Here is an 11,288-nt window from a genome sequence, read left to right on the forward strand (position 1 = left end):
CGCTTCAGCGGGAACGCAAACCGGGCGACCGCAGGCCGTTCCGGTGACGAAGGCCGCAAAACCTGCAATCCGGCAGGGATGCGATCATTCTCCGCGCGTGACGCGACCGGGGCACCCCCGGCCGGTCCCGACAGGCATGGATCAACTGATCCATGCCGCCGATATCTGATTACTTGTTGACGGCATCCTTGAGGCCGGCACCCGCCTTGAACTTCGGCGTCTTGCTGGCCGGGACCTGGACCTTCTCGCCGGTGCGCGGGTTGCGCGCTTCACCAGCAGCACGGTGGGCCACCGCGAAGGTGCCGAAACCGACGATCTTCACTTCGTCGCCCTTGGACAGGGCTTCCTGAATGGTGTCGAGAGCAGCGTCCAGAGCTTCGCCGGTCTGCGCCTTGGACAGGCCGGTCTTCTCGGACATGGCGGTGACGAGCTCACCTTTGTTCATCGCATCTTCCTCCAACTGGATCTACCGACCGGAAGCCTTGCCCAGACGGCATTTCGATGCCTTCGGTGATACCGCAACGAGGCGTGATCGCAAGTCGAAATCCGGATTTCGGGCCGGAAAATCGGGGGATGGCGGGATCGTGTCGCAATCAGGCACCGTCAGGGTGCAAAAGTTGCACCGCAAAAGCGAACGCGCCGCAGACGATTCGTCCACAGCGCGCCCGATACGCTTCCATCAGGACAGCCGACGCAGCTCAGTGCGCGACCATGCCCGGATTGTCATCATCGACCACGGTCGAGACCTTCTCGGCCTGCGTCGCCTCATCCCAGGTGATCGCCTCGGGCATCCGCACCAGCGCATGCTCAAGCACCTGCTCCATCCGCGAGACCGGAACGATCTCCAGCCCGGCCTTGATGTTGGCGGGCACGTCCGCGAGATCCTTCACGTTCTCTTCCGGGATCAGCACCTTCTTGATGCCGCCACGCAGGGCCGCGAGCAGCTTCTCCTTGAGGCCGCCGATCGGCAGCACGCGCCCACGCAGCGTCACTTCGCCAGTCATGGCGATATCGCGCCGCACGGCAATGCTGGTAAGGATCGACACGATCGCCGTCGCCATGGCGATACCCGCAGACGGCCCGTCCTTGGGCGTGGCGCCCTCCGGCACGTGCACGTGGATATCACGCTTGTCGAAGGATGGCGGCTCAATGCCGAAATCAATGGCCCGCGAACGCACATAGGAAGCCGCGGCGGAAATCGATTCCTTCATCACGTCACGCAGATTACCGGTGACGGTCATCTTGCCCTTGCCGGGCATCATCACGCCCTCGATCGTCAGCAACTCGCCACCGACCTCGGTCCAGGCGAGCCCGGTGACGACGCCGACCATGTCCTCCGCCTCGACCTCGCCGAACCGATATTTCGGCGCGCCCAGATAATCGGACAGGTTGGATTCGGTGACGACGACCTTCTCGATCTTCTCCGTGAGGATCTCCTTGACGGCCTTGCGCACGAGGTTGGAAAGCTCGCGCTCGAGATTGCGCACGCCCGCTTCCCGCGTGTAGCGCCGGATCAGCAGCAGCAGCCCGCTATCGTCGATCGCCCATTCCTCGGCCTTGAGCCCATGCTTCTTGATGGCCTGCGGGATCAGGTGGCGGCGCGCGATTTCCTGCTTCTCGTCCTCGGTGTAACCGGCGATGCGGATCGTCTCCATACGGTCGAGCAACGGCGCCGGAATGTTGAGCGTGTTGGCCGTAGTGACGAACATCACGTTCGACAGATCGTACTCAACCTCCAGATAGTGATCGGCGAAGGTGGAATTCTGCTCGGGATCGAGTACTTCCAGCAGTGCCGAAGAAGGATCGCCACGGAAATCCTGGCCCATCTTGTCGATCTCGTCGAGCAGGATGAGCGGATTGATCGTCTTCGCCTTGCGCATCGACTGGATGATCTTGCCCGGCAGCGAGCCGATATAGGTGCGCCGGTGACCGCGGATCTCAGCCTCGTCACGCACGCCACCCAGCGACATGCGCACGAATTCACGCCCCGTCGCACGGGCGATCGACTTGCCAAGTGAGGTCTTGCCCACGCCGGGCGGGCCGACAAGGCAGAGAATCGGACCGGTCAGCTTGTTGGCGCGCTGCTGCACGGCAAGATACTCGACGATGCGCTCCTTGACCTTGTCGAGACCGAAATGATCGGTATCGAGGACGTTCTGCGCCGCGTTGAGATCCTTCTTGACCTTGGAGCGCTTGCCCCATGGGATGCCCAGCATCCAGTCGAGATAATTGCGCACGACCGTGGCCTCGGCCGACATCGGCGACATCTGACGCAGCTTCTTCAACTCGGCCGATGCCTTTTCGCGGGCCTCCTTGGACAGCTTCGTCTTGTTGATGCGCTCTTCGAGCTCGCCGAGCTCGTCACGCCCGTCCTCGTCGCCAAGTTCCTTCTGAATGGCCTTCATCTGCTCATTCAGATAATACTCGCGCTGCGTCTTCTCCATCTGGCGCTTGACGCGGGTGCGTATCCGCTTCTCGACCTGCAGAACGGAGATCTCGCTCTCCATCTGGCCCAGAACGCGCTCAAGGCGCTCGGCCACGGTGGGAAGCTCAAGGATCTCCTGCTTCTCCGACACCTTCACCGCAAGATGCGACGCGACGGTATCGGCAAGCTTGGCCGGATCCTCGATCTGTGACACGGCGGCCACAACTTCCGGGGAGACCTTCTTGTTGAGCTTGACGTAGCCCTCGAACTCATTGAGCACCGAACGCGCCAGTGCCTCGGCCTCGATCCGGTCTCCGATCTCGTTGGGAAGGACCGTGATCCTCGCCTCGTAATATTCCTCGTTCGGCACGTATTCATCTATGCGCGCGCGCCCTGCTCCTTCGACGAGAACCTTCACGGTACCGTCGGGCAGCTTCAGCAGCTGCAATACGCTGGCGATGGTGCCGACCTTGTATATGCCGTCGGCGGCGGGGTCGTCTTCCGTCGCGTTGATCTGTGTGGCGAGAACGATGTGCTGATCGTTCTTGACCACCTCCTCCAGCGCGCGGATCGATTTTTCCCGACCGACGAAGAGCGGCACGATCATGTGGGGAAACACCACGATATCGCGCAGGGGAAGAACCGCGTAGACGCCCTCTGTGCCAGGCTCGATCGGGGTGCGGTTTTTCGACTGTGTCATTAAACGACGTCCTTTAGCCTTTGAACGTCCAGCCGTTTTCACGGAATGTGCTATCGCGCTGGACGGGCTCCTGCGGGGAATTTCGCAAAGAGCCTGCAGTCCGCCACCTTCTTCGAAGCATGGCGAACGGGATACCCGATAAATGGCGTCCGCATCCGGATATTTCAACCGGTGGCCGATCCGCGAAACGCAGCCCGTCGCCTTCCGGGCCGCACTGCGTTACGCGCTCGCCGTCTGGGACGACTCGTTGCCGCGATCGGCATGGATGATCAGCGGACCAGCATTGCCTTCCACCGTCTCCGGACTGATCACCACCTGTTCGACTGATTCCATGCCCGGCAGATCGTACATGGTATCGAGCAGGATGGTCTCGAGGATGGAGCGCAGCCCGCGCGCACCGGTCTTTCGTTCGATGGCCTTGCGGGCGATCAGGCTCAGCGCCTCGTCCTGGAAGGTGAGCTGGACGTCTTCCATTTCGAACAGGCGCTGATACTGCTTGACAAGCGCGTTCTTCGGCTCGCTGAGGATCTGGATCAGCGCAGCCTCGTCTAGATCCTCCAGCGTTGCAAGCACGGGGACACGACCCACGAATTCCGGGATGAGCCCGAATTTCAGCAGATCTTCCGGCTCCACCTCGCGGAAGATTTCGCCCATGCGGCGATCATCAGGCCCCGAAACCTGCGCTGCGAAACCGATCGACGTGCCCTTGCCGCGACTCGAAATGATCTTGTCGAGACCGGCGAAGGCGCCGCCGCAGATAAAGAGGATGTTGGTCGTGTCCACCTGCAGGAATTCCTGCTGCGGATGCTTGCGCCCGCCCTGGGGCGGAACCGAGGCGACAGTGCCTTCCATCAGCTTGAGCAGGGCCTGCTGCACACCTTCACCCGATACGTCCCGCGTGATCGACGGATTGTCGGACTTGCGGGAGATCTTGTCGATCTCGTCGATATAGACGATGCCGCGCTGGGCGCGTTCGACGTTGTAATCCGAGGCCTGAAGGAGCTTGAGGATAATGTTCTCGACATCCTCACCGACATAGCCCGCCTCGGTCAGCGTCGTCGCATCGGCCATGGTGAAGGGCACGTCGAGGATGCGCGCCAGCGTCTGCGCTAGCAAGGTCTTGCCCGAACCGGTCGGACCGATCAGCAGGATATTGGACTTGGCCAGCTCAACCTCGGCATGCTTCTGCGCGTGAGCGAGGCGCTTGTAATGATTGTGCACCGCGACGGAAAGCACCTTCTTGGCGTGATTCTGCCCGATCACGTAATCATCGAGGACGTTGCGTATCTCCTTCGGTGTGGGCACCCCGTCCCGGGACTTGACCAGCGAGGTCTTGGATTCCTCGCGGATGATATCCATGCACAGCTCCACACATTCATCGCAGATGAAAACCGTGGGACCCGCGATCAGCTTGCGCACTTCGTGCTGGCTCTTGCCGCAGAACGAGCAATAAAGCGTGCTCTTCGAATCGTTTCCGCCAGCCTTGCTCATACTATCTCTCCAATTTCCGGCGCCGATCCGCCTCGACGACCGGCTATCTCACCATATATGCGCCGGACTAACAAAATGTAGCCCTGAAAGCAGAACCACGGATGGTGGTGTTTGAATCGCCGAATTCCGATGCAATCACGCTGCGCCCCCTTGAGCAATAGGTCAAGCGCACCGGGGAGCGTTTTCTCCCCGATGCGCAGAGACCGACCGTCGCGGTGGCGTGGTGCGATAAGTCCGACGAGACGATATTTCCGGCATCAGGGCCTCAGCCCTCCGCCTCCGCGCGCTTGCTGATCACGTCGTCGATCAGGCCGAATTCCTTCGCAGCCTCGGCCGTCATGAAATTGTCGCGCTCCAGCGCCTGCTCGACCGCCGCGATGTCGCGACCGGTATGCTTCACGTAGATCTCATTAAGACGACGCTTCAGGGCCTCGATTTCGCGGGCATGGATCAGGATGTCGGTGGCCTGTCCCTGAAAGCCGCCGGAGGGCTGATGCACCATGATTCGGGCATTCGGCAGGGCAAAGCGCTGACCGGGTTCACCGGCGCAGAGCAGGAGCGAGCCCATCGACGCTGCCTGGCCGACGCAGAGCGTCGAGATCGGGCAGCGGATGAACTGCATCGTATCGTAGATCGACAGGCCGGACGTAACCACGCCGCCGGGCGAGTTGATGTAGAAGGAGATTTCCTTCTTCGGATTTTCCGCCTCGAGAAAGAGCAGCTGCGCCACGACCAGCGAAGCGGTGTGATCCTCGACCGGCCCGGTCAGGAAAATGATGCGCTCGCGCAAAAGGCGCGAATAAATGTCGAAGGACCGCTCGCCGCGGCTGGATTGCTCCACCACCATCGGCACCAGTGTGCTGTTATAGACCTCGATCGGATCTCTCATCGTCTCACCGCTCCTGAAAATTAGGCCGCGCCTGATGAGGGCGCGGCCAGAGATAATGCTAACCTAGGGCCGTAACCGGCCGCAATCCAGACTGAAACCACCGTTGCCGAACATGACACTCGGTCCGGAAGTGCCTCAATCCTCAGCCTTCCTGGCCTTGGCGCGCGGCTTCTTGGCGGGAGCCGCCTCCTCGCCTTCAGTCGATTCGGCCTTGGGTTCGGACTTGCTCTTGGCTTTGGATGCGGCTTTCGCCTCACCCTTGTCTTCCGACTTCTCCTCGGACTTGTCCGCAGACTTGGCCTTGCTCTTCGAAGCCCCCTTGGCCTTCGGCTTCTCTTCCGAAGCGGCGGCACCCTCTTCCTCCTCATCGGCGAAGAGCGTGTCGCGATCAACCTTCTCCTCCTCGACCTTCACCTCGTTGAGGATATGGTCGACGACCTTCTCCTCGAAGATCGGGGCGCGGATCTCGGCAAGGGCCTGCGGGTTCTTCTGATAGAATTCCCAGACCTGCTTTTCCTGGCCGGGGTACTGACGCACACGCTCGACCAGGCCCTGGGTGACCTCGTCGTCGGTGACCTGGATTTCACCCTTCTCGCCGATCTGCGCGAGGACGAGGCCCAGGCGCACGCGGCGCTCGGCGATCTTGTGATATTCCGCCTTGGCCTCTTCTTCGGTCGTACCGTCATCCTCGAAGGTCTTGGAATTGTTCTGCAGATCGGACATGACCTGCGACCAGACGGCATTGAATTCCTGTTCAACCAGGCTCGGCGGCAGTTCGAAATCGTATTTCTCGTCCAGCGCGTCGAGCAGCGCCTTCTTCACCTTGCGGCGCGACTGCGCGTCGAGATCACGCTTCACCGCCTCGCGGATGGCATCCTTCATCGCGTCTAGCGATTCCATGCCGAACTGCTTGGCGAGCTCGTCGTCGATCTTCGCCTCTGCGGGCGCCTGAACGTCCTTGACGGTGACGGCAAAGCTCGCCTCCTTGCCGGCGAGGTGCTCGGCACCGTAATTGGCCGGGAAGGTCACCGTCACGGTCTTCTCGTCACCGGCCTTCACACCGACGAGCTGATCCTCGAAACCGGGGATAAAGGTGTTGGAGCCGAGATCGACGGAGATATCCTGCGCCGTACCGCCCTCGAAGGCCTCACCGTCCATGGTGCCGACGAAATCGACGATGACGCGATCACCGCTTTCCCCCACGCGCCCTTCGGCGCTGTCGAAGCTGCGGTTCTGCGCGGCCATTCGCTGCAGCGTTTCGTCAACTTCCGTGTCGGTCACCTCGGTCACGGGCTTGCGCACCGTGATGTCCGACATGTCGGCGAGCTCGAATTGCGGCAGGATTTCCAGGGCGACCTTGAAGGAGAGATCGGCCTTGGCGTCGAGCGCCTTTTCCATCTCTTCCTTGTCTTCAGGGAACTCGTAGCGCGGCTGGCCGGCCGGCTTCAGCGCATTCTCATCCACGATCTTGCGCTCGGCCTCGCCCACCAGCGTCTGCACCATCTCGGCCATGACCGAGCGGCCATAGAGCCGGCGCAGATGCGCCACCGGAACCTTGCCCGGGCGAAATCCGTTAATCCGCACACGATCCTTCAGGGAAGAGAGCTCGCTGGTCAGCCGCTCCTCCAGCTCCGAGGCTGGCAGAACCACCTGGAATTCCCGCTTCAAACCCTGCGACAGCGTCTCCGTCACCTGCATCTTCAAAAATCCGTTTTCTAACCTCGTGAGCCGATGCGGGCGACGCCTGCACCGGAGCGAGCCCCTAGCACGTCGGACGAGCCGACGAAAGGAGCAGCCCGGAGATACGGCGCATTCGTGGCGACAATGGTGCGGGCGGAGGGATTTGAACCCCCACGACTTGCGTCACTGGAACCTAAATCCAGCGCGTCTACCAATTCCGCCACGCCCGCGCACGCTCCACCTGCGCCCCGCTCTCCGGTTTCGCGGCTCTATATCACGGTTGAAACGCCATGCATCAAAAAAGTTGCACATTGCGCAACCCGCGCCGAACGAAACGACACAATCGCTTCAGGCATCCGTAAGCAGATTGTAGATGATCGCCACGATGAAAGCGAAGCCGATCGAGAGCGCGGTGAAGGCGATTGGCGCTTCGTTCTGAACCAGCACGGTGGCAATGATCGCGATGCCGCAAGCACTCAAGAGAAGATGAAGCATGGCCGGATACTCCTGTACTTTGTTCCAGTTTAGCACAGCCCCGCGCAGAACCGAAACATTACCAAAACCTGAATCGATCCAGCGCAATCCTCATGCCATTTTCACAATCAAAAATTGGCAGGCATGCATGGCGTTATGTTGGATCCGGGATCCGGACCAGCCCGGCTCGGGTAATCGTGACGAGCACGCGTCACCGTACCACCTGTATCGAAACATTGTGCACGCGCAGTTCGACGCCGCGCCTCAGCCGCGCCGCGCGACAGGCGCCAAACCGTCTGCTGGCCGCCGCCATCATGCTGGCCCTGGTGGCGAACGAAGAACAGATGGCGCGCGGGCATCATCTGTCCTGAGCGGTTTCGGAGCGATCACAGCCCGCGTAACACCTGAAGAACCACCGGTCCGCTGAAGCGCCCGCATGGAGGCCTGTCGTACCGATCATGTGTGCAGCGCCCACCATCCCGCCAGCAAATGGCGGATAGCCCCGCGCGCTTCATCGCCCCACCTGCGCTTCATCACGCGGAAGCGGAGCCGATCATCTCGAAACAATAATCGAGGCGAGTTTTTCCGGATTATCGCCGACCAGTTCTTCGACATGGTCATCGAACGGTACGACAGTTATCGAAGCATTGCCCGGAACGGTAATCCGGTCTCCCCGGGATGTTTCTGCCCCGTCGACGTGAGCCGGGCTGAATTCAAAGCCAATCCCGTCATCCGTATCATTCTTGAAAACGATGGAAATTTTTCGCATTGTTTTGACAAAAGCACCCATATTCTCTCTTATCTCATTCTCTGCGAGTGCCAGGCGCTCGGTCGTGATGAAAAACAGATCGGTTCTACCGTTTTCCATCGGTGTAAAGCCTATACCGAAAAGACCTTTGGGATCGGCGTCGAAGATATTGGAAAATTGGGTCATTTCCACCCACATATCGAGATGAATGAAAGTGTACGGGCTTGATATTTGCAGCTGATCTTCTCAGAAACGGCCCCAGTCCGCGCAGCCCCTGTACCGCACATTGTAGCCATAACGTTCCAGCGCCGGCATGATCGCCGCTTTGTCTTTCTCGCAAGACGTTTCCACTTGGATCATGACGCAAGCCTGGATCGTCTTCGTGAGGGAAGTAAGGACGATTGGCAAGTTTGATGATTTCGGATGATGGCAGCGTTGCATGAATGATATTGTTGCAAGCTCCAAGGGCCATGCAAGCGAGGGGTGATGATCAGCGCTCTCATGTTGCCCCCCCTTTTACTCTGCCATACGGGATTTGCCCCGCCACGGCAGAAGCCCGTATCACTGATGCTGTCCTATATTAAAGATATCACCTTGATGACTACCTTGAATTACTGAATCCTGGCTGCCCATTCCACTCGAAGCGGCGTTCGAGGCATCATCCGAACCGCCTGGGTCGGATCAGACGCTGTCACCCTTCGCTGCAGCCGATCATGCCATATGGCAACCCATACGGCCGGTGCGGCACGCTCTCTCACATCCCCCGCAACACGCCCGGCAGCGCCTCGCTCAGATCCTCCGCGATCAGGCCCGGGCCGTAGGCGATACCGGCGCGCGCGTGGAGCCAGACGGCGGCGCAGGCGGCTTCGAAAGCGGGCATGCCTTGCGTGAGCAGGCCGGTGACGATGCCGGTGAGCACGTCGCCGGAGCCGGCTGTGGCGAGATAGGGGGTCGTCTCGGCGAGGATCGCGGCGCGTCCGTCGGGGCTCGCGACGATCGTGTCGCCGCCCTTGCAAATCATTACCGAGCGGGCGATCTCGGCGGCGCGCAGGGCCGCCTGCCAGCGGTTGGGCGCATCGAGCACGCCTTCCGCCGATTCGAACAGACGGCGCATCTCGCCCTCATGCGGCGTGAGCACGCAGGCGCGCGCGGCGGTTGCGATCATGCCCAGCGTATAGGCCTCGCCGGCGAAGGAGGTCAGCGCATCGGCATCCAGCACCAGTCCCCTGCCCGCCCGCGCCGCCGCCTTGACCATGGCGCGCGTCGCCTCGCCCACCCCGTAACCGGGGCCGAGCGCCACTGCCGTGAAACGCAGATCTTCAAGCAACGCCCCGAGTTCCTCCGGCGTATCGCAGGGGGCGAGCATGATCGCGGTGAGATGCGCGGCATTGACCGCGAGAGCGACCCGCGGCGAGGCGAGCGTCACGGCACCGGCACCGCTGCGCAACGCCCCGCGCGCTGCGAGACGCGCCGCGCCGGTGCGGTGCATCTCGCCGGAAAGCACGAGGCCATGCCCGCGCTGGTATTTATGGGTATCCGCTTTGGGGTGCGGCAGCATAGTGCGCCACAGGGCGGGCTCGTTGGCGAAGAGCGCGGGCGCGAAACCGTCGCGCGTGGCATCGGGAATACCGATATCGACGACGCTCACCACACCGCAAAGATCACGCCCCGGCAGCAGCAGGTGCCCCGGCTTGCGTGCGGCGAAGGTGACGGTGCGCGTGGCGGGGAGCGTGACACCGCGAACGGTACCCGAATCACCATCGATGCCCGACGGGATATCCACAGCGAGAACCGGCACGCCGCTTTGTGCGACGCGCGCGATACAGGCCGCGACCGCGCCTTCCAGACCACGCGCCAGACCGGTACCGAACAGCGCGTCGATGACCAGATCGGCCTCATCGCAAGTGATCTCCTCAAGCGGAATGGCGGGCCCGTCATACAGCGCCGCCGCAGCACCCGCATCGCCGGAAAGCGCTTCACGCGGGCCGACGAGGCCGAGCGTCACCCGGTAGCCGTCCTCGGCTAGGCGGCGCGCGGCAATGAAACCGTCACCGCCGTTATTGCCCGGCCCGCAGAGAATCACCACCCGCCCCGTCGGCGCAAGCATGGCGCGTGCGGCCTGCGCCACGCCTGCGCCGGCGCTCTCCATCAGCGACATGCCCGACACGCCGGAAGCGATCGTGAGCCGGTCCGCTTCGCGCATCTGGGCGACGGCGAGAATACGATGATGGTTCATGGCTCACCTCCTGGAGGACAGGCATCCCCCATCTCTTTCTGCGTAGCAATGCGGAATCGCGCGACGAGGACGGCGTGTGAACGGCCACGGCCCAACATTACGGCGCAAATCGTCTGAAGAAGTGGCGAATGCATAAATTTTATGCAAACATCGCTGCGCAAATGGGCATGTCTGCAGCGGGTTCCCTATCGGAGCCGTGGCAGGGGTGTCGTTAAGATGGTATCACCGTGGTGTTCAAAGAACGACAACCGCGCGGCAAAAGGCGGCTTCACATGCGAAAGATCGAAGCGATCATCAAACCGTTCAAGCTCGACGAGGTGAAGGAAGCTCTTCAGGACGTCGGCCTGCAGGGTATCACCGTCATCGAGGCCAAGGGTTTCGGGCGTCAGAAAGGCCATACGGAGCTTTATCGCGGCGCCGAATACGTGGTCGATTTCCTGCCCAAGGTGAAGCTGGAAATCGTATGCAGCGACGACCTCGTCGAGAAGGCCGTCGACGCCATTCGCAAGGCTGCCCAGACGGGTCGTATCGGGGATGGCAAGATTTTTGTATCTGCCGTCGAGGAGGCGATCCGCATCCGCACCGGCGAGACCGGGTCGGACGCAATCTGACTGTCTCGGAAACCAACCGCGAAACCCGGCCTCA

General features: G+C 61.4%; 10 protein-coding genes and 1 tRNA gene. 2 read left to right on the forward strand and 9 right to left on the reverse strand.

Annotation, left to right across the window (positions count from 1 at the left end):
- Window positions 1-169: 169 nt before the first annotated feature.
- The 7 genes from VKP01_RS14100 to VKP01_RS14130 all read right to left on the reverse strand — a co-directional run bounded on the left by VKP01_RS14100 (window position 170) and on the right by VKP01_RS14130 (window position 7,680).
- Window positions 170-445 (reverse strand): HU family DNA-binding protein, encoded by a 276-nt coding sequence (locus VKP01_RS14100; RefSeq protein ID WP_074446193.1) that lies wholly within the window; start codon window positions 443-445, stop codon window positions 170-172.
- A 253-nt stretch (window positions 446-698) separates the two neighbouring features.
- On the reverse strand, window positions 699-3,125 hold the full coding sequence (gene lon / locus VKP01_RS14105) for an endopeptidase La (RefSeq protein ID WP_324413355.1): 2,427 nt from the start codon (window positions 3,123-3,125) through the stop codon (window positions 699-701).
- Window positions 3,126-3,344: 219 nt separating this feature from the next.
- Window positions 3,345-4,616 (reverse strand): ATP-dependent Clp protease ATP-binding subunit ClpX, encoded by a 1,272-nt coding sequence (clpX, locus tag VKP01_RS14110; RefSeq protein WP_074445440.1) that lies wholly within the window; start codon window positions 4,614-4,616, stop codon window positions 3,345-3,347.
- A 265-nt stretch (window positions 4,617-4,881) separates the two neighbouring features.
- Entirely contained in the window at window positions 4,882-5,505 is a 624-nt protein-coding gene (locus tag VKP01_RS14115) for an ATP-dependent Clp protease proteolytic subunit (protein ID WP_074445441.1), read from the reverse strand.
- 135 nt (window positions 5,506-5,640) lie between these two features.
- On the reverse strand, window positions 5,641-7,203 hold the full coding sequence (gene tig / locus VKP01_RS14120; protein WP_324413359.1) for a trigger factor: 1,563 nt from the start codon (window positions 7,201-7,203) through the stop codon (window positions 5,641-5,643).
- 127 nt (window positions 7,204-7,330) lie between these two features.
- A tRNA-Leu gene (locus VKP01_RS14125) sits at window positions 7,331-7,415 on the reverse strand.
- A gap of 118 nt (window positions 7,416-7,533) precedes the next feature.
- Entirely contained in the window at window positions 7,534-7,680 is a 147-nt protein-coding gene (locus tag VKP01_RS14130) for a hypothetical protein (protein ID WP_324413361.1), read from the reverse strand.
- 176 nt (window positions 7,681-7,856) lie between these two features.
- On the opposite strand from VKP01_RS14130, the gene VKP01_RS14135 reads away from it, so the two are divergent.
- Window positions 7,857-8,030: a hypothetical protein gene (locus VKP01_RS14135; RefSeq protein ID WP_324413363.1), complete on the forward strand. Its 174-nt coding sequence runs from the start codon at window positions 7,857-7,859 to the stop codon at window positions 8,028-8,030.
- Window positions 8,031-8,212: 182 nt separating this feature from the next.
- On the opposite strand, the gene VKP01_RS14140 is transcribed toward VKP01_RS14135, so the two are convergent.
- Together VKP01_RS14140 and VKP01_RS14145 are read right to left on the reverse strand one after the other, a co-directional pair.
- Window positions 8,213-8,593 (reverse strand): hypothetical protein, encoded by a 381-nt coding sequence (locus tag VKP01_RS14140; RefSeq protein WP_324413365.1) that lies wholly within the window; start codon window positions 8,591-8,593, stop codon window positions 8,213-8,215.
- A gap of 568 nt (window positions 8,594-9,161) precedes the next feature.
- Entirely contained in the window at window positions 9,162-10,643 is a 1,482-nt protein-coding gene (locus VKP01_RS14145; RefSeq protein ID WP_324413367.1) for an NAD(P)H-hydrate dehydratase, read from the reverse strand.
- Between the two features lie 272 nt (window positions 10,644-10,915).
- Between VKP01_RS14145 and VKP01_RS14150 the strand changes: the two genes are divergently transcribed.
- Window positions 10,916-11,254 carry a P-II family nitrogen regulator gene (locus VKP01_RS14150; protein ID WP_074445134.1) on the forward strand — a complete coding sequence of 113 codons (339 nt, stop codon included), beginning with the start codon at window positions 10,916-10,918 and terminating at the stop codon, window positions 11,252-11,254.
- Window positions 11,255-11,288: the final 34 nt, after the last annotated feature.

The organism is Saliniramus sp., assembly GCF_035311605.1.
GTDB lineage: Bacteria > Pseudomonadota > Alphaproteobacteria > Rhizobiales > Beijerinckiaceae > Saliniramus.

Excerpts from the sequence above, each read along its gene's own strand:
- VKP01_RS14115 (WP_074445441.1), bottom strand. The coding sequence starts at position 5,505 with ATGAGAGATCCGATCGAGGTCTATAACAGCACACTGGTGCCGATGGTG.
- VKP01_RS14130 (WP_324413361.1), bottom strand. The coding sequence starts at position 7,680 with ATGCTTCATCTTCTCTTGAGTGCTTGCGGCATCGCGATCATTGCCACC.
- clpX (WP_074445440.1), bottom strand. The coding sequence starts at position 4,616 with ATGAGCAAGGCTGGCGGAAACGATTCGAAGAGCACGCTTTATTGCTCG.
- lon (WP_324413355.1), bottom strand. The coding sequence starts at position 3,125 with ATGACACAGTCGAAAAACCGCACCCCGATCGAGCCTGGCACAGAGGGC.
- tig (WP_324413359.1), bottom strand. The coding sequence starts at position 7,203 with ATGCAGGTGACGGAGACGCTGTCGCAGGGTTTGAAGCGGGAATTCCAG.
- VKP01_RS14100 (WP_074446193.1), bottom strand. The coding sequence starts at position 445 with ATGAACAAAGGTGAGCTCGTCACCGCCATGTCCGAGAAGACCGGCCTG.
- VKP01_RS14145 (WP_324413367.1), bottom strand. The coding sequence starts at position 10,643 with ATGAACCATCATCGTATTCTCGCCGTCGCCCAGATGCGCGAAGCGGAC.
- VKP01_RS14150 (WP_074445134.1), top strand. The coding sequence starts at position 10,916 with ATGCGAAAGATCGAAGCGATCATCAAACCGTTCAAGCTCGACGAGGTG.
- VKP01_RS14140 (WP_324413365.1), bottom strand. The coding sequence starts at position 8,593 with ATGACCCAATTTTCCAATATCTTCGACGCCGATCCCAAAGGTCTTTTC.